Origin of the sequence: Yoonia maritima (assembly GCF_002933395.1) — a bacterium.
Classification (GTDB): domain Bacteria; phylum Pseudomonadota; class Alphaproteobacteria; order Rhodobacterales; family Rhodobacteraceae; genus Yoonia; species Yoonia maritima_A.
The window spans coordinates 831,324-847,236 of sequence record NZ_PKFN01000007.1 but is presented as its reverse complement, the minus strand read 5'-3'; the positions used below and the strand labels follow the sequence as shown (position 1 = coordinate 847,236).

At 53.4% G+C, this 15,913-nt stretch carries 16 protein-coding genes and 1 tRNA gene; 11 read left to right on the top strand and 6 right to left on the bottom strand.

Annotated elements, in window-relative coordinates; translation table 11 throughout:
• Window positions 1-12: 12 nt before the first annotated feature.
• Both CYQ09_RS05680 and cobA read right to left on the bottom strand, forming a co-directional pair.
• Window positions 13-1,260 carry a cobyrinate a,c-diamide synthase gene (locus tag CYQ09_RS05680; RefSeq protein ID WP_106744401.1) on the bottom strand — a complete coding sequence of 416 codons (1,248 nt, stop codon included), beginning with the start codon at window positions 1,258-1,260 and terminating at the stop codon, window positions 13-15.
• A 59-nt stretch (window positions 1,261-1,319) separates the two neighbouring features.
• The gene (cobA, locus tag CYQ09_RS05675) at window positions 1,320-2,171 is read right to left on the bottom strand and encodes a uroporphyrinogen-III C-methyltransferase (protein WP_106744400.1); all 852 of its coding nucleotides are present in this window, start codon (window positions 2,169-2,171) and stop codon (window positions 1,320-1,322) included.
• 97 nt (window positions 2,172-2,268) lie between these two features.
• Here cobA and CYQ09_RS05670 point away from each other — a divergent pair, with 97 nt between their 5' ends.
• The 10 genes from CYQ09_RS05670 to CYQ09_RS05625 all read left to right on the top strand — a co-directional run bounded on the left by CYQ09_RS05670 (window position 2,269) and on the right by CYQ09_RS05625 (window position 11,208).
• Window positions 2,269-3,315 carry a cobalt-precorrin-5B (C(1))-methyltransferase gene (locus CYQ09_RS05670; RefSeq protein WP_106744399.1) on the top strand — a complete coding sequence of 349 codons (1,047 nt, stop codon included), beginning with the start codon at window positions 2,269-2,271 and terminating at the stop codon, window positions 3,313-3,315.
• Window positions 3,312-4,034, top strand: coding sequence for a cobalt-precorrin-6A reductase (locus CYQ09_RS05665; protein ID WP_106744398.1), 723 nt, complete (start codon window positions 3,312-3,314; stop codon window positions 4,032-4,034). Before CYQ09_RS05670 ends, CYQ09_RS05665 begins: the two co-directional genes overlap by 4 nt.
• Window positions 4,016-4,660, top strand: coding sequence for a DNA-3-methyladenine glycosylase family protein (locus CYQ09_RS05660; RefSeq protein WP_106744397.1), 645 nt, complete (start codon window positions 4,016-4,018; stop codon window positions 4,658-4,660). Before CYQ09_RS05665 ends, CYQ09_RS05660 begins: the two co-directional genes overlap by 19 nt.
• Window positions 4,657-5,325, top strand: a complete 669-nt coding sequence (locus tag CYQ09_RS05655; protein ID WP_106744396.1) for an alpha/beta hydrolase — start codon at window positions 4,657-4,659, stop codon at window positions 5,323-5,325. Before CYQ09_RS05660 ends, CYQ09_RS05655 begins: the two co-directional genes overlap by 4 nt.
• A gap of 80 nt (window positions 5,326-5,405) precedes the next feature.
• Window positions 5,406-6,128: a GGDEF domain-containing protein gene (locus tag CYQ09_RS05650; RefSeq protein ID WP_106744395.1), complete on the top strand. Its 723-nt coding sequence runs from the start codon at window positions 5,406-5,408 to the stop codon at window positions 6,126-6,128.
• A 138-nt stretch (window positions 6,129-6,266) separates the two neighbouring features.
• A complete protein-coding gene (locus tag CYQ09_RS05645; protein ID WP_106744394.1) occupies window positions 6,267-6,854 on the top strand; it encodes an HNH endonuclease in 588 nt (195 codons plus the stop codon).
• 85 nt (window positions 6,855-6,939) lie between these two features.
• Window positions 6,940-8,394, top strand: coding sequence for a glucose-6-phosphate dehydrogenase (zwf, locus tag CYQ09_RS05640; RefSeq protein WP_106744393.1), 1,455 nt, complete (start codon window positions 6,940-6,942; stop codon window positions 8,392-8,394).
• Window positions 8,395-8,441: 47 nt separating this feature from the next.
• Complete coding sequence (gene pgl, locus CYQ09_RS05635; RefSeq protein WP_106744392.1) at window positions 8,442-9,113, top strand: 6-phosphogluconolactonase; 672 nt, start codon at window positions 8,442-8,444, stop codon at window positions 9,111-9,113.
• A 1-nt stretch (window position 9,114) separates the two neighbouring features.
• Window positions 9,115-10,713: a glucose-6-phosphate isomerase gene (gene pgi / locus CYQ09_RS05630; RefSeq protein ID WP_106744391.1), complete on the top strand. Its 1,599-nt coding sequence runs from the start codon at window positions 9,115-9,117 to the stop codon at window positions 10,711-10,713.
• Window positions 10,714-10,749: 36 nt separating this feature from the next.
• Window positions 10,750-11,208: a prepilin peptidase gene (locus CYQ09_RS05625; protein ID WP_106744390.1), complete on the top strand. Its 459-nt coding sequence runs from the start codon at window positions 10,750-10,752 to the stop codon at window positions 11,206-11,208.
• A gap of 22 nt (window positions 11,209-11,230) precedes the next feature.
• Here CYQ09_RS05625 and CYQ09_RS05620 read toward each other — a convergent pair whose 3' ends face one another.
• The 4 genes from CYQ09_RS05620 to CYQ09_RS05605 form a co-directional block, all read right to left on the bottom strand.
• Window positions 11,231-11,581, bottom strand: coding sequence for a RidA family protein (locus CYQ09_RS05620; RefSeq protein WP_106744611.1), 351 nt, complete (start codon window positions 11,579-11,581; stop codon window positions 11,231-11,233).
• 26 nt (window positions 11,582-11,607) lie between these two features.
• Window positions 11,608-11,681: transfer RNA gene (locus CYQ09_RS05615), tRNA-Gly, on the bottom strand.
• A 60-nt stretch (window positions 11,682-11,741) separates the two neighbouring features.
• Complete coding sequence (locus CYQ09_RS05610) at window positions 11,742-13,031, bottom strand: SAM-dependent methyltransferase (protein WP_162617573.1); 1,290 nt, start codon at window positions 13,029-13,031, stop codon at window positions 11,742-11,744.
• Between the two features lie 110 nt (window positions 13,032-13,141).
• Window positions 13,142-15,184 (bottom strand): ASKHA domain-containing protein, encoded by a 2,043-nt coding sequence (locus CYQ09_RS05605; protein WP_106744388.1) that lies wholly within the window; start codon window positions 15,182-15,184, stop codon window positions 13,142-13,144.
• A 186-nt stretch (window positions 15,185-15,370) separates the two neighbouring features.
• Here CYQ09_RS05605 and CYQ09_RS05600 point away from each other — a divergent pair, with 186 nt between their 5' ends.
• The gene (locus tag CYQ09_RS05600) at window positions 15,371-15,895 is read left to right on the top strand and encodes a helix-turn-helix transcriptional regulator (protein WP_106744387.1); all 525 of its coding nucleotides are present in this window, start codon (window positions 15,371-15,373) and stop codon (window positions 15,893-15,895) included.
• Window positions 15,896-15,913: the final 18 nt, after the last annotated feature.

Genomic DNA, 15,913 nt, shown 5'->3' with positions numbered 1-15,913 from the left:
TGGCAATGCCCTTTATGTCGCGTCGATTAAATGCGCGAAGGAACCCGATACGTTGTCGTTAATGAGCCCCATGGGGGGAAGGTTATTGCCTTCTGCGTCTTGGGCTTGGAATAGCGGTGTACCCTGCGCGCGTACTGTTGTTGCGTAGTGGAACTCGTGTCCGGCCCAGCGACCTTGGAGTGGTCCATCAGTCGCGTGCAATAGTCGGTAGCCCAGATGTAGTTTCCGTTTTGCAAAAGATGTTTCTAGCCGCAACAGTCCCGCCATTGAATGCCTGTTTCCGTCAGCGTCCGTTAGGCTGTCGCCTAAGACCATATAACCTCCGCATTCGCCGAAAATCTGCGCGTGCGTGGTTTTCAGGCTGCTAAGGAAACGGTGGTTACCAGAGAGACGCCCTGCGTGAAGTTCGGGGTAGCCGCCGGGTAAATAGATGAAATCAACATCTGGCGCAGGATCGTCGTTGAGCGGCGAGAAAAATGAAAGTGAAGCACCTGCAGAATGCCAATCGTTGATAAGGTGGGGGTAACAAAAAGCAAAGGCTTCGTCTTGGGCGATTGCGATGGTGTGGGCTGGTGGCTTGAGTGTCGTGGATTGACGCGCGGGAAGTGTCGCAGAGCGAAGGCCGATTAGCGCCTTAAGATCAACTGAATTTGAAATGAGATCAGCTGCGGCATTAAGATATGCGTCAAGGTCAGGGCGCTCTTGGGCTTGGACGAGGCCAAGGTGACGAGACGGTTGTGTCAATCCCGCTGTGCGCGGGACGGCACCAAAGACAGTAATCCCCACGAGTGCGCGTCTGAGCATGGCTTCGTGTCGGGGGGAGCCGACATTATTCAAGATGATCCCTGCAACGTGCAGTTTTGGGTCGTGGTTGATGAACCCTTGTGCAAGGGCTGCCACTGAACCGGCCATCCGCCCCGCGTCAATGACGAGCACCACCGGCAGATCCAGAATGCGTGCGACATCGGCTGTAGCACCTTTTCCATCCGGGCGCGCGCCGTCGAATAGACCCATCGCGCCTTCGACAATCAGTGGGGTTGTGCCTGCTGCCAAAGATTGAACGCGCGTCGGCGACATCGCCCAAGCGTCCAGATTCAGACAAGGTTGGCCGCAGGCGGCTTCGTGAAAACGGGGGTCGATGTAATCGGGACCGGATTTGGCGGCGCGTATGGGGGTGATCCGGCTGATTGCGCGGAGCAATCCAAGCGTTATTGTTGTTTTGCCGCTTCCCGATGATGGTGCGGCAATAACAAAGCTCATGTTTGGGCGAGGCGTTGCGCTGCCTCCGGCGGGAGTATTTTGACCAAAGCGAGGTACATTTATGCTGTTTCTGCGGGGCGGCCGCGCCCTAACGGGTCAAGGTTACGCGGTTTTTCCCCTAAGGCCATGCCCTGCCAATCGAGAACTTGGCGCATGAGAACGGATTTGCCGACACAGATGATTGCAGGTGGCTCTAGTCCGGATTTGGCGATGTCATCGACCATTTTTCCGAGTGTCGTTTCGAGCACCTGTTGATCGGATGTCGTAGCCGAGGTAACGACTGCCACGGGTTCATCCGATCCGCGTTCGGCATCCAGCAGCTTGGTCGCGATCTGGGCGATATGTTTCATACCCATATAGATCACGAGGACCTGAGAGCCTTTGGATATGCTATCCCAATCAAGCGATCCGGGGGTGTTCCCCGATTGATCATGCCCGGTCACAAACGTTACCGATTGGTTCACGTCGCGGTGCGTGACTGGGATGCCAGCATAAGCTAACCCGCCGATACCTGCCGATATACCCGGAATAATCCGCACAGGGACGTCGTGTTGGATGAGAGTTTGTGCCTCTTCTCCGCCGCGTCCAAAGACAAAGGGATCGCCGCCTTTGAGCCGGAGTACTTTTTTGCCTGCGCGTGCGAGATCAACCAGCTGTAGGGAAATATCGCGTTGTTTGGCCGACGGTTTGCCACCGCGTTTGCCCGCATAGACGTGCTCTGCCTGCGGTGCCCAATCTAAAATAGCCTCTTGGACGAGCGCATCATAGATGACCACGTCGGCTTGGCGTAAGGCGTTTGCCGCGTGCAGTGTCAAAAGCCCCGGATCGCCGGGGCCCGCGCCACAAAGCCAGACCCAGCCGGGTTCCATTTGGGGCCATGCGAAGGCGGGGAGGTCTAGTGTGTTTGTCATGTACCCTTTATGCCGCCGAACGCAGAGCTTGGAAAGGTGTCAAACGACCAACGATTGCGGATTGGCGGCATCGTTATGCCCGCTTATAGTCGCGTTAATGACAAGAAAGCCAACCGGAGAGTTGCGCCGTGGTTGGACCACAGGTGCTTGTGCGACCGCAGCTACAAAGGCTGCGTTGATCCGCCTTTGGGGTGGGGCGTTTCCGGGCGACGTTGGTATCGTTTTGCCAAGAGGGGAAACTCCGCAATTTCCGTTAGCATTGGCCGATGCCGGTGAGGGCTGGGCGCGCGTTGGGATTACGAAAGATGCGGGCGATGATCCCGACGTTACGCATGGCGCATTGATCATCGTAACGGTCCGTCGCTCTGAGGGAGGCGTACGGTTCAAAGCAGGTGCGGGTGTCGGTATTGTCACACGGGCAGGTTTGCCCATCGGAGTTGGGGAGCCAGCAATCAACCCAGTCCCGCGTCAGATGATGCAGGGCGTTGTTGCGGAGATCGCCGCCCAGTTTGGAGAGGCCGCCAATGTTGAAATTGAGATTTCTATTCCAGATGGAGAAGCGATCGCGCAAAAGACTTGGAATCCGCGGCTAGGGATACGGGGTGGCCTTTCTATCCTTGGGACGACAGGTGTTGTTCGCCCGTTTTCATGTGCGGCTTGGATCGCATCGATCCATCGCGGGGTTGACGTGGCGCGTGCAGACGGGCTGACGCATGTCGCTGGATGTACGGGCGCCACATCTGAAAAAACGGTACAGACCTTATTTGGCCTGCCGGATCACGCCATGTTGGATATGGGTGACTTTGCGGGCGGTTTGCTGAAGTATCTGCGTAAGCACCCGGTTGATCGCGTCACGATTGGCGGTGGGATCGGTAAGATGGCAAAGTTGGCGCAAGGGGCTATTGATTTGCATTCTTCGCGGTCGCAAGTCAATTTCTCGGCGCTGGCAGAATGGGTCAATACGCCAGAGGTGAATAGCGCAAATACCGCTCTGGAAGCTTTTGAAATATCAGGAGAAAAGCTTTCTTTAGAGATTGCGGATAGGGCCCGAGTTAAGGCTCAGTCGTTGGTTGGTGATCAGGCGATTATCGACACAATCGTCATTGATCGGGCGGGAAAAGTTATCGCAAGGTCTACGGCATGACTGTTTTAATTTTAGGGGGAACCAGTGACGCGCGCCGCCTTGCCGAGGCGTTGGTTGGGACCAATGCGATCATATCTTTGGCAGGCGCAACACGTGCACCAGAGCGGCTACCGTTACCAACGAGGGTTGGCGGTTTTGGTGGGAAGCAAGGGTTTCAAGAATACCTAGAACAATATTCCATTTCTGCCGTTTTAGATGCAACCCATCCTTTCGCGGATCAGATCACAACCCGTACTGCCCAGATTTGCAGCCAGTTAAATATGCCTTATCTTCAGCTTCTGCGTCCGGGGTGGTTAGCGGAACCGGGGGATCACTGGATTGAGATACGTTCAGAAAAAGACGCTGTCGATCATGTGCCAATCGGGTCTACCGTATTCTTAGGTACTGGTCGTCAAACGCTTGACCGGTTTGCAAATTTGAAAGGTAGGGAGCTTATCTGCCGTCAAATTGATCCGCCAAACGGTCCGTTTCCATTTTCAGGTGGCCGATTTTTAGTTGGTCGACCACCGTTTTCTGTCAACGATGAAGTATTGCTATTTTCGGAATTAGGGGTCGACTATTTGATCGTCAAGAATGCCGGTGGGGCGGCAAGCCGGACCAAGCTGACTGCGGCAAACCGTTTGGGAATTCCGGTATTGATGATCGCCCGACCGCCGCGCGGGAACTGGCAAATTGTCGAAACTGTTGATGCGGCCCTTGAATGGGTGCGAACGTTGTGAACGAACGGGTTATCATGTCTTTGGATTGCGTCGCAGAGGGCGCGGAGTGGCTGTGTCGGCATGAGCCACGTTTTAGACGCGCAATGCAGGGGTTGCCACCATTGCCGCTACGCCGAAAGCCAGATGGCTTTGCTGAATTGTTGAACGCTATTGTCAGCCAGCAGGTCAGCGTGGCGTCGGCGAATGCGATTTGGGATCGGCTTCGAGGTGAGGGGATGATTGCCCCGGATGTGATTGCACGCGCTTCCGATGATGATTTGCGGTCGTTAGGGCTCAGTCGTCAGAAAGCAAGATATGCTAAAGCCTTGGCAGATGCCGGAATTGATTTTGACGCGCTGCGGCTGCTGCCGACAGATGATGTGGTGGCGACACTGACTGCGGTCTCTGGCATTGGTGTTTGGACCGCTGAAATCTATGCGATGTTTTCACTGGGCCGCGCGGACGTGTTTGCGCCGGGTGATTTGGCACTTCAGGAAGCCGCGAGGCTTATATTTGAATTGGATGAACGCCCCAAAGACCGTGCGTTGCGGGACATGGCGCGCGATTGGTCGCCTTGGCGATCGGTTGCAGCGCGGATCATGTGGGCCTACTACAAGCAAAGTAAACAACGGGAAGGTATCAGATGACACGGGCACTCGATGCGCAGCGGCGCGAGCCAATTTCGGGCGAAATACGATCTTGTGTGGTGTTTTTGCATGGATATGGTGCGAACGCTGCTGATCTGATCGGCCTTGCCGATCCGCTAAGTGAACACATGCCCGATACTTTGTTTATCGCGCCAGATGCTCCAGAAGATTGTGCTGGGTCCCCAATGGGGTTTCAGTGGTTTCCAATCCCATGGATCGACGGGTCGTCCGAAGAAGAAAGCCGCGCAGGGCTAGAGCGTGCAGCCGCAGATTTGGATGCGTTCTTAGACGGTGTCATGGTCGACGAAGATCTGTTGCCCGAACAAGTAATCGTTCTGGGGTTTTCGCAAGGCACCATGATGGCATTGCACGTGGTGCCGCGCCGCGAAGATCCAGTTGCGGGAATCGTCGCGTTTTCAGGTCGATTGCTGGATCCTGAACTGCTCGAAGACGAAGCGAAGTGCCGTCCGCCCGTTTTGCTGATTCATGGCGACGAGGACGATGTCGTACCGCCGCAGTCGCTTCCTCAAGCTGCAGAAGCCTTGCAGGGCGCTGGTTGGAAAGAAGTTTTTGCCCATGTTATGAAGGGTACCGGTCACGGCATCGCGCCGGATGGTTTGCAAGTTGCGTTGGCATTTATGCGCGATCGGTTCGGAATGCGTTAGAAGACCTGTCCTGTTAACGAAGCCGTTACCGGTCATGTGCAACAAGATTGCATGTGACCGCGTCAAAAAGGCTTTGATATATGTTTCATCCGCAGGTGATTAACACGCTCGCCCCGAATTCGGTGCTTGGATGGGTATTGCGGATGCCAATATTTGCTGCGGTGTTTATCGGTTTGGCGATGTCGCAGCATGTGTTGCTTGGCAAGATTGGGCTAGAATCGTATGCCCAAGCAGTATTGATTTTAGCTGTTGTTGCATTGTTTGGGACGTTTTTCTTTGTCGTCTTGCGCAAGGTTAAGTCGCTTGAAAGCAAGGTGCAGGCCGTAGGTTCTGCCGACCCGTTGACAGGGGTTTGGAACCGAAAGGCATTTTGTGAGGCCGCTGGTCGCATCATTTCGCAAAATGGCGTGCTGCTTGTTCTTGATATTGATCATCTTGGCGCGATGAACAGTAATCATGGGCGCGGCGCGGGTAACGTTTGTCTCTTGGCGCTTGCGCAGCGATGTCGTGAATTGACGCGCGAAACAGATATTGTGGGCCGTCTTGATGGGGCGTCAATCGCAATTTACTTGCCGGGTGTACCCGCCGAGATCGCGAAGGAAATCGCGGACCGATTGAAAGACGGTATTCAGGTGTGCTCGGGTGGGCAGATTCTCGAAGCGACAATTTCTGTTGGTGCTGTTGTTGTCAGGGGTAAGCCTTCTATCGAAACGCTTTTGCGCTTTGCAGAACGCGCCTTGGATCGCGCCAAGTCAGAGGGCAGGGCACGTGTCATCATGCGAGGTTGGCCTAAAGCCGCCTGATTCGCCCATATTTTGTACAATTTCCGGTAGATGCTGGGGGTTGTCACATTTCTGACGCGATATATAGTCCTTAATTAAGAGGACTGCGGGAACGCCGCTTTGCACAGTTCCCGCACTTCGTGGTGTGGGAATTGAGATATGACGCAGGCAGAATTTCGAATTGACTTCGTACGGGAACCCGCAGCGCTAAAGCAATATCCAGCTTTGGTGTTGAACGCGGATTATCGTCCGTTGTCATACTATCCTTTGTCACTATGGCCGTGGCAAGACGCGATCAAGGCAGCATGGTTGGAGCGGGTGGATATCGTCAGCGAATACGACGAATACGTTCATAGCCCAACGACAAAAATACGAATCCCAAGCGTGGTCGTCCTGAAAGATTTTGTAAAACCGCGCAAACAGGTCGCGTTCACCCGCTTCAACTTGTTTTTAAGAGATTCGTTTTGCTGTCAGTATTGTGGTGCAAAAGGCGATTTGACGTTCGATCACGTCGTTCCGCGCGCTGCAGGTGGGGTGACAAGCTGGGAAAACGTTGTGGCCGCCTGTTCGCCATGTAATTTGCGCAAAGGGTCAAAGTCTCTCAAGCAATGTGGTATGAGTTTGCGAAAACCGCCGCGTCAGCCCGTAACTGAACAGCTTCATAATGTGGGGCGCAAGTTTCCGCCAAATCATTTGCATGAAAGTTGGGTCGATTTCCTTTATTGGGATGCAGAACTAGAAGCTTAGCGTTATCTGGTGCTAGACTTGCCTAGCTGCGCGGGTTAGATACGCGGCGTTAGCGCTAACGTACCTAAACTAAGCGGAGTAAGCTATGGTTTCTCGCGTCATTCCCGTCGAAACTTTTGATCTTGTCATTTTTGGCGGGACCGGTGACTTGGCTCGCCGTAAAATTCTACCCGGCCTGTTCCGTCGGTTCCGTTCGGGGCAAATGCCCGAAGGATCACGCATTATCGGCGCGGCGCGTTCTGATCTTGATCAAGCAGGATACCGCCAGATGATAGCAGATGCAGTTGCGGAATTCGGCGGTGAGGAAAAGAAAGATTCCAAGGGCTTGGATGCTTTCATCGAAACCCTAGATTATGTTGCAATTGATGCCAAGGGCGAAGGTGGCTGGGCGCAGCTTGCGCAAATCGTTCGAAAAGATGTTGTTCAGGCATTCTATTTCTCAGTCGCACCATCGCTCTTTGGTGATTTGGCCGAGCGTCTACACACAAATAACATTGCGAACGCGCAAAGCCGGATTGTTGTCGAGAAACCGTTCGGTCGCGATCTTGAAACAGCACGGGCACTGAACGAGACTTTGGCGACACATTTCGATGAAAGCCAAATCTACCGAATTGATCATTATCTAGGCAAAGAAACCGTTCAAAACCTGATGGCCGTGCGCTTTGGCAACATGCTGTTTGAGCCGCTTTGGAACAATCACTACGTTGATCATATCCAAGTCACAGTAGCTGAGACAGTGGGCGTCGGTGGCCGTGGCGCCTATTATGATAAATCAGGCGCGATGCGCGATATGGTACAGAACCACCTGATGCAGTTGCTATGCCTTATCGCGATGGAACCCCCCAGCCAATTTGGCGCGGATGAGGTTCGTGATGAAAAATTAAAAGTTATCCGCGCGTTACAGCCAGTTGAGCCGCACCATATCGTGCGTGGGCAATACGACGCCGGACCGAATGGTCCAAGCTATCGCGAAGACGCTGAAAATGCCCGTTCGTTCACCGAGAGCTTTATCGCGATGAAATGCGAAATCGCGAACTGGCGGTGGGCAGGCGTACCGTTTTACCTGCGGACCGGGAAGCGTATGAAAGCGCGATCTTCTGAAATTACAGTTGTTTTTAAGGATCTTGGGCATTCGATTTTCGAAGGCGACGAGGCCCGTCATCGTAACATTCTGTCGATCCGGTTGCAGCCAAATGAGGGTATGGATTTGCAGGTCACCATCAAAGAGCCCGGCCCCGGAGGCATGCGCTTGATTGACGTTCCGTTGGACATGACCTTTGCAGAAGCGCTTGGCCCGGATGCCGAAGAAGTGCCGGACGCTTACGAGCGTTTGATCATGGATGTCATTCGCGGAAACCAAACACTGTTTATGCGAGGTGATGAGGTCGAAGCGGCATGGCGTTGGACCGATCCGCTGATCAATGGTTGGGAAGCACGCAATGACGTACCAAAGCTTTATGATGCTGGCTCTGCCGGGCCGGAGGATGCATTAGCGATGATGCATCGTGACGGCAGAAGGTGGCGTGAAATCAAAGCGTAACGCCGCGATTTTAATCTAATAATTGATCACATGAAAGGCGCTGCCATATGAAGCTGCTTGAATATCCCGATGCGGAAATGATGATGATGAACTTGGCGGATACTTTGGCCGGAGAGCTGAAGAATGCGCTGCTGACACATGACACTGCATCGCTTGCGGTGCCGGGGGGAACAACGCCGGGGCCCATATTTGACAGCTTGTGCAGTGTTGATCTGGACTGGTCACGCGTGCATGTGATGCTGACAGACGAACGTTGGGTACCTGAAGATTCCGAACGATCGAACACACGCCTTTTGCGTCAGCGCCTGCTGGTCGATCGTGCGGCGGTGGCGCAGTATATGCCGCTTTATGCGAATGCAGAAACACCGGAAGAAAAGCTGCCTGAATTGGCTGCGGACTTAGATTCGGCGCTGCCGATTTCCGTTTGCCTGCTGGGTATGGGCGCGGATATGCACACGGCTTCGATCTTTCCGGGGGCGGATCAGCTTGATTTGGCATTGAACGGAGATGACCGTTTGGTCGCCATGCGCGCTCCGGGCGCGCCAGAGCCGCGCATTACATTATCTGCGGCGGTTTTGAACGCGGCGATCAGTCGGCACATTGTGATCGTTGGTACGGAAAAACGCGCGGCATTGGAACGTGCGCAGCAGTTGACATCAAGCGAGGCACCAGTTGCCGCGATCTTGAACGGCGCAACAGTACATTGGGCGGAGAAATAGCATGTGGAACGAACTTAAAGCGCATCACGATACCGTTGCAGATCGCCGGTTTGAAACCTTGGTCGACGCGTCGCGTGCCCGCGATTTTTCTGCTCAAGCCGGCGATATGCTGTTTGACTATGCCAAGACGAACATTGATGCGACGGGGCGCGCGCTGTTGGTCAAGCTGTTGGATGACGCCGGGGTCGCGGACAAACGCGACGCGATGTTTGCTGGCGCACCGATAAATGAAACCGAAGGCCGGGCGGTGTTGCATACAGCGCTGCGCAACCTTGATGGCGGGCCTGTCACCGTTGATGGCACCGATGTGATGCCCGAGATATTAAGTACGCTTGATCGTATGTCCGCATTTGCAACATCCGTGCGTGACGGTAGCTTTGCGGGGCAGGGTGGTAAGATCACGGATGTGATCAATATTGGTATCGGTGGCTCTGATCTGGGTCCTGCAATGGCGGTTAAGGCACTGGCGCCGTATCACGATGGGCCGCGTTGCCATTTTGTAAGCAATGTCGATCCGGCAGATATTGCGGGTGTTCTGCGCCAATGTGATCCGGCCACGACGCTCGTCATCGTTGCTTCTAAGACTTTTACGACCATTGAAACCATGACAAACGCGCGCACGGCGCAGGCATGGATGGGGCAATCTGTGACTGACACAGGCGCGCAGTTTGCTGCATTGTCCACGGCTGAAGACAAGACCGCCGCGTTTGGGATTGATCCAAGCCGCGTCTTTGGATTTGAGGATTGGGTCGGCGGCCGCTATTCAATGTGGGGGCCGATTGGTCTTTCGCTGATGATTGCGATTGGTGATGATGCCTTTCGGGCGTTTTTGCGCGGCGGTCAGGCGATGGATGTCCATTTCAAATCTGCTGCGTGGGATGAAAACGTACCCGCTTTGCTCGCGTTGGTTGGTATTTGGCACAATCAGATTTGCGGATACTCAACCCGTTCCGTCCTGCCTTATGATAATCTTCTCAGTCGATTGCCTGCCTACCTTCAACAGTTGGAAATGGAGAGTAACGGCAAAGGTGTCAGCATGGATGGTGCTGATTTGGATGTAAATTCAGGCCCCGTTGTGTGGGGGGAACCCGGCACGAATGGCCAGCACGCTTTCTATCAGTTGATCCACCAAGGCACGCGCGTCATACCTTGCGAGTTCCTTGTCGCGGCGCGTGGTCATGAGGATGATCTACATCATCAGCATCAGTTGCTTGTCGCAAACTGCTTGGCGCAGTCCGAGGCATTGATGCGTGGCCGTGATTTGGACGAAGCACGCGGTAAAGTCGCTGATAAGTTTGAGGGTGCCGAGCTCGAACGACAAGCGAAGCATCGCGTGTTCCCCGGCAACCGCCCGACTGTCACGATCGCTTATCCGCAGCTTGATCCGTTTATGTTGGGGCAGATTATCGCTCTCTATGAACACCGCGTATTCGTTGAAGGCGTGGTTTTGGGGATCAACTCTTATGATCAATGGGGCGTTGAGCTTGGTAAGGAACTTGCCACAGCGTTACAGCCTGTTGTTGAAGGGACACAGGGCACGGATGGTAAAGACGGATCAACGGCTGCGCTTGTGAGTTTCTTGCAAAAGAACGGGGTTTAGCGCAAAGCTGGGTAACCGAATAACGAAAGTAACACGATGATTACCCAATATATTCCGTATGCGATGTCGGCAATTTTGATTGTCGCAGTCATGATTGATTTGCGTACTGCCCGTATGCCAAATTGGCTGACGCTTTTGCCTATGGTGCTGTTCATCGTGCAAGTTGGGGCCGCAGGAACGCCGTCGGTATTTACATGGCAACTGGTGCAGGGGCTGATCGTTTTCATACTGGGTATTGGCCTTTTCGCAGCGGGCGGTATCGGTGCCGGTGCTGTTAAATTAATGGCTGGCACAGCCTTAATTGTACCAACGTCCAGCGCATTTTACGCGATCCTTGGATTTGTTGGGTCTGTTTTTGTGCTGTTCCCGATTGTCATCATAGTCCGTAAGGCAATTGGATCAGACGACAGTAAGTGGGCAGTGCTATCGCGGCAGATTTTGCCAATGAGCCTGCCAATCGCTGTGGCAGGCTTGCTGGGTATGTTTGCGGTATAGGTGGATCGGGATCCACCCTACGTTAAATCGCTGCAGTTACGATAATTTCAACGTTGTAGTCTGGCGTGGCAAGTTTTGCTTCGCCAGTCCAGCGGGCAGGGGCGTGTCCTTCGGGTACCCAAGCATCCCAAGCTGCGTTCATTTCCGCGAATTCATTGGCGATGTCTGACACCCATACTTGGGCTGTTAGGATGTTTGTTTTGTCAGTGCCAGCCTCGGCGAGGAGCGCGTCGATCTTGGACAGAATATCATTGGTTTGATCTGTGACAGATGCGCCGGCAATGCCGACCTGTCCGGCTAAATATGCAATTCCATTATGGATCACCATTTGGCTCATCCGGGCGTTTGTGTGCTTACGGGTAATTTCGGGCATCGGGGCCTCTTTGCTGTTGGAAAACATGGAGCGGGTAACGAGAATCGAACTCGTAACTGAAGCTTGGGAAGCTTTCGTGATACCTTTTCACCATACCCGCTCGTGCGCCATCGTCTAAGCCGCGGTGCGGCCTTCGTCAACGGCTATTACGTGGTTGCGCTTACGCGTAAATATCCTCGCGAGTGGCGGGTGGCCCTGTGACTCCGATACGTCGTTTCGACGACAGTGTTTGGTATAGGTTGACCACGTTACGTTGGAAACCAACCTCAAACAGCGCAAAGTAGGCCAACCAAAGACGAACGAGTTCATCCCCCACCAGTTCTTCGGCTTCGACGCGGTTTTCCCATAATTTATCGTGCCAAAGTTCGAGGGTAAGGCGGAAATGCTCGCGGAGCGATTCAGTGTCGTGTACTTCAAACCCGTGGCGTTCGAAGTCTGTGATTGTGCGACCGATATGGTCCAATTCACCGCCCGGGAAAATATATTTGGTGATGGTTTTTTGATAGCCTGTCGGGTGATCGAAGTCCGCCAAGTTGGGCGTGACCCGACGCGTGGATGCTTGGTGTAAGCACAATCCGCCGGGTTTTAGCATACGATGGATGTTCTTGTAGTAGCTGTCGTAGTTGTCGGCGCCAATATGTTCAAACATCTCGATCATCGAGATTTTATCAAAGTGGTTGCGCTCTTTAAGATCGCGGAAGTCGGTGAGTTCAACGGTAACTTTGTCTTCTAGGCCACGTTGTTTGATACGTTCATTGACCAACGCAAACTGCGTTTCAGACAGCGTTACGCCCTTGACGGTCACGCCGTAAAATTCTGCAGCATGGCAAGCAAGACTACCCCAGCCGCAACCGACATCAAGCATCTGTTCGCCTGGTTTCAGCCGAAGCTTGCGGCAAATATGGTCGAGCTTGTCGATTTGCGCTTGGTCAATATCGTTATCCCAATCCTTAAAGTACGCGCAGCTATAGACCATGCCGCTATCAAGGAAGAGTTTGTAGAAATCGTTAGAGACATCGTAATGAAATGCGATCATCGCCTTGTCGTCTCGTTTACCTTTTTGGAAACGATCTAAAAAGGCCCGCGGCGAAAACTTTGCGCGTTCTTTGAACACAAATGGTGCCAATGCCTTGGCCAATTTTGCCTTAGAATAAGACTTGAAAAACTTGATAATACTGACGTGATCAGTCGCCTTGAGTAGTTGCAGCGGGGACGCGTCGGTAATGCTGATGTCACCGCTTCCGTATAGCCCGAATAGTGTTGCGATATTTGGTTTGAGCAACATTTGGCGGATTGTATCCGAGGAATTGATGACCACTTCGATATTTGGTGCATCGGTACGGTTGTAATCTATCGTGGACCCATCCCAAAGTTTCACCGTCAGGTCGGCTTTGACCGAATCTTTTGCGGCGTTAAGGAGGGTGCTAATCGATTGAAGTTGAGCGCTCAAAATAAATACCTTCTGCTTTGTTGGCCCGAAGTTATCGACGTGGCGTAACCGCGTCCATAGCTTCGGTTCAAAAAACAAAAAATGGTGTTATCGGACTGAGAAACGTTGTTTTAGCTCGCGCTGGTGGGGCGTTTGCGTCGGCGTCGTGCTTGCCCGCTACCTTCGTTAAATTTCACATCGGGCAGGGGCACGATTGATCGCAATATTTCGAATGGATCAACGGCGTTCGGCATGGCTGACGCGTTTACGAAATGCTCTTGGAAGCGCGGTTCAATCGCTGTTTCGATTTTATGGATTTGTCGCACGGTTTCTTCGATTTCGCGACGCGCGTCGGTGTTTAGAAGCGCAATTCTAGCGCCTGTGCCTGCGGCGTTGCCGGCGCTCGTGACCTTATCTAGGGGCACATCGGGGATCATCCCAAGAACCATCGCGTGTTTTGGGCTGATATGTGCGCCGAAAGCACCGGCAAGAATAACCCGATCGACTTGATCGACGCCGAATTTGTCCATCAATAGCCGCGCGCCTGAATACAACGCTGCCTTTGCCATTTGGATTTGCCGGACATCATTATTGGTCACCGTGATTTTAGGGCCGTCGTTTTCAGTGCCGTCAAACAACAAATAGGAATTCGTCCGCCCATCGGTAAAGCAATTCGGTGACCCTGTTTGTTCTGCCGATCCGATAAGGCCGGGCGCATCGACGATGCCAGCCATGCGCATTTCGGCGACGACTTCGATAATCCCAGAGCCGCAGATGCCGGTAATTCCTGTTTGCGCGACAGCGGCGTCAAAGCCTGCGTCGTCAGACCAAAGATCAGAACCGATGACCTTGAAACGTGGCAGTTTGGAAATTGGATCGATTTCGACATGTTCGATTGCGCCAGGTGCTGCGCGCTGACCTGAACTGATTTGCGCACCTTCGAATGCAGGGCCTGTTGGTGAAGAACACGCGAGAACCTTTTCGCGGTTACCCAATAAAATTTCGGCGTTAGTCCCGACATCCACCACGAGCATGAGGTCATCGGATTTGCCCGGTGCCTCTGATAATGCCACGGCTGCGGCATCCGCACCAACGTGCCCGGCAATGCAAGGAAGAATGTAAACGCGCGCTGCAGGGTGCAGGTTTAGGTCAAGGTCGACGGCGCGAAGTGATAGGCTATCAGACGTCGCGAGCGCAAAGGGCGCTTGGCCAAGTTCATAGGCATCAATGCCGAGGAATAAGTGGTGCATGACGGGGTTACAAACGAACACCGCATCAACGATCAGCGTTTGATCGATGTCAGCTTCTTGCGCAATTTGGACAAATAGCGCGTTCATCCCTTCACGCACGGCCGCAGTCATTTCATTAGAACCCGTTGGGTTCATCATGCCATAGCTAACCCGGCTCATCAGATCCTCACCAAAGCGGATTTGAGGGTTCATGATACCAGATGATGCGACGACTTCTCCGGTGCGTAGATCGCACAAATGACCGGCAATGGTCGTTGATCCCAGATCAATCGCAAGCCCGTAAATCGCGCCATCGTAATAGCCGGGCCAGACGTTGATAATACGTGGGCTATAGCTGTCATCCCCAAGATGCACAGCGACGGTGACTTTCCATTCACCTTTTCTTAACGCGGGTTGAAGAGCCCTGAGCACGCCCAAATCCGCCTCAAGCGGGGGGAGTTCCCATTCGCGGCGCAGTGCATCAACAAGGCGTTCAAGATCGCCTGACGGATCGTGCATGTCGGGTTCTGCGACCTCGACATAATACAGCCGCGTTGATGGGTTCATGACGATATCACGCGCCTCGGCACGTTTGCGGACAACCTGTTTGTGAACTTGGCTTTCGGCAGGAACGTCGATCACGATGTCGCTTTGCACCGTTGCCTGACAGCCAAGGCGGCGACCCTTTTTCAGTCCACGAATAGTATCATAGCGTTCTTCGACACTGTTCCATTCAGATAACGCGTCAGGCGCAACGGTCACGCCGTGTTTGGAAAACTCACCATAGGACGGCGTAATTTGGCATTTCGAACAAATGCCGCGCCCGCCGCAGACACTATCAAGGTCAACGCCAAGCTGGCGTGCGGCCGTCAAAACAGGGGTGCCAACCGGAAAGCGCCCGCGCTTACCAGAGGGGGTAAAGATAACAAGTGGATCGGTGCTCATGAACGCGGCCTTGGATTGTTTGTGCCTAGATACCGTGGTGCGCGGCAAATGTAAGGTCAGAACCCGTCATAATCATTATGCGATGCGGCATTGAACGACATTCTATGACCGAATGGGGCATATGCCGGATGGATATTGGTTCTTAACGCAGGACAGAGTGGCCATAAAAATACTGAGGTGATTTTGATGAAACGTTCTGTCTTATTTGTTGGGCTTCTTGCTTTTGCGTTCTTGGTCGTGTGCGCGCTTGATGTCATGCATGAATCGCCGCCTTGGGACGTGGTCGATATTGCGCTCGATGTTGGGCAGACTGCAGTGCTTTTGCTGATGGTTATTGTTGTTGCGTGGTCGACTCAGAGCGTCGCGCAGATGCACGATGATCAGCAAGCATTTCGTGATTCCGTTTTGCGCAATAATGCGCAGGGTGACGATTGGCGGGCCGCCAGATCCCAAGAGATTGGAGCAATGAGCGATGCAATCGCGCTTGAGTTTCGTGCATGGGGCTTGAGCAGAGAGGAAATGGATGTTGCCGAGCTTTTGCTAAAGGGGGCGTCATTGAACGAAATCGCGTTGGATCAGCGAACATCGCTCACTGATATCCGCGACAGGGCGCAAGCGGTTTACCGCAAGGCAGGCATTTCTGACCGGGTCGCGCTGTCTGCATATTTTCTGGACAGTCTGTTTTCAAATGCCAATGCGCAGCCTGTTTAACGTAGATTTGCGCGTTCT

What these genes read in the sequence shown, in the direction of transcription:
- CYQ09_RS05600 (WP_106744387.1), top strand. Translation starts at nt 15,371, where the DNA reads ATGAAACGTTCTGTCTTATTTGTTGGGCTTCTTGCTTTTGCGTTCTTG.
- CYQ09_RS05650 (WP_106744395.1), top strand. Translation starts at nt 5,406, where the DNA reads ATGTTTCATCCGCAGGTGATTAACACGCTCGCCCCGAATTCGGTGCTT.
- CYQ09_RS05680 (WP_106744401.1), bottom strand. Translation starts at nt 1,260, where the DNA reads ATGAGCTTTGTTATTGCCGCACCATCATCGGGAAGCGGCAAAACAACA.
- pgl (WP_106744392.1), top strand. Translation starts at nt 8,442, where the DNA reads ATGAAGCTGCTTGAATATCCCGATGCGGAAATGATGATGATGAACTTG.
- CYQ09_RS05605 (WP_106744388.1), bottom strand. Translation starts at nt 15,184, where the DNA reads ATGAGCACCGATCCACTTGTTATCTTTACCCCCTCTGGTAAGCGCGGG.
- pgi (WP_106744391.1), top strand. Translation starts at nt 9,115, where the DNA reads ATGTGGAACGAACTTAAAGCGCATCACGATACCGTTGCAGATCGCCGG.
- CYQ09_RS05665 (WP_106744398.1), top strand. Translation starts at nt 3,312, where the DNA reads ATGACTGTTTTAATTTTAGGGGGAACCAGTGACGCGCGCCGCCTTGCC.
- CYQ09_RS05620 (WP_106744611.1), bottom strand. Translation starts at nt 11,581, where the DNA reads ATGCCCGAAATTACCCGTAAGCACACAAACGCCCGGATGAGCCAAATG.
- zwf (WP_106744393.1), top strand. Translation starts at nt 6,940, where the DNA reads ATGGTTTCTCGCGTCATTCCCGTCGAAACTTTTGATCTTGTCATTTTT.
- cobA (WP_106744400.1), bottom strand. Translation starts at nt 2,171, where the DNA reads ATGACAAACACACTAGACCTCCCCGCCTTCGCATGGCCCCAAATGGAA.
- CYQ09_RS05660 (WP_106744397.1), top strand. Translation starts at nt 4,016, where the DNA reads ATGGGTGCGAACGTTGTGAACGAACGGGTTATCATGTCTTTGGATTGC.
- CYQ09_RS05645 (WP_106744394.1), top strand. Translation starts at nt 6,267, where the DNA reads ATGACGCAGGCAGAATTTCGAATTGACTTCGTACGGGAACCCGCAGCG.
- CYQ09_RS05655 (WP_106744396.1), top strand. Translation starts at nt 4,657, where the DNA reads ATGACACGGGCACTCGATGCGCAGCGGCGCGAGCCAATTTCGGGCGAA.
- CYQ09_RS05670 (WP_106744399.1), top strand. Translation starts at nt 2,269, where the DNA reads ATGACAAGAAAGCCAACCGGAGAGTTGCGCCGTGGTTGGACCACAGGT.
- CYQ09_RS05625 (WP_106744390.1), top strand. Translation starts at nt 10,750, where the DNA reads ATGATTACCCAATATATTCCGTATGCGATGTCGGCAATTTTGATTGTC.